Source organism: Aliivibrio sp. S3MY1, assembly GCF_028765575.1.
Taxonomy (GTDB): domain Bacteria; phylum Pseudomonadota; class Gammaproteobacteria; order Enterobacterales; family Vibrionaceae; genus Aliivibrio.
This window is the reverse complement of sequence record NZ_JARACO010000123.1, coordinates 1-432: the sequence shown is the minus strand read 5'-3', so window position 1 is coordinate 432 and position 432 is coordinate 1. Positions and strand designations below refer to the sequence as shown.

Genomic DNA, 432 nt, shown 5'->3' with positions numbered 1-432 from the left:
CGCTACACGTAGGTAAGGTACGAAGCCGTTGTGAACAGCCATTAACTGACCAGAAATGGTGTTGCTATCAGAATCTTTTACTGTGTTGTCATTAAGCTCTGCTTCTAAGTTAGCAGCGTAACCCAGTTTGAAACCAATTGGGCCATTCCAGTATTGTCCGATGATAGAGTAAGACCCTTGATCTACATTAGCGCCAGCCACACCTGCAAAATTATCTAGTGCTTCCATTTTATATGCACCAGCGATACCAAAGCCAGCAGGTAGAGATGCTTCAAAACCAACTAAATAGGTTTGGTTATCTTGATTTTTAACACCATTAAAGTTAGAACCAGATTCTACCCCACCCATTAATGTTACTTTTTCAAAGCTGTATTTTGCATTTGCACTTGCGAATGTTGAATGACGAGTAGCAGCACCACCACCATTTTTATC

1 pseudogene is annotated in these 432 nt (G+C 41.0%); it reads right to left on the bottom strand.

The features are described from left to right. A pseudogene (locus PVK62_RS17530) lies at nucleotides 1-432 on the bottom strand (porin); the annotation flags it as partial.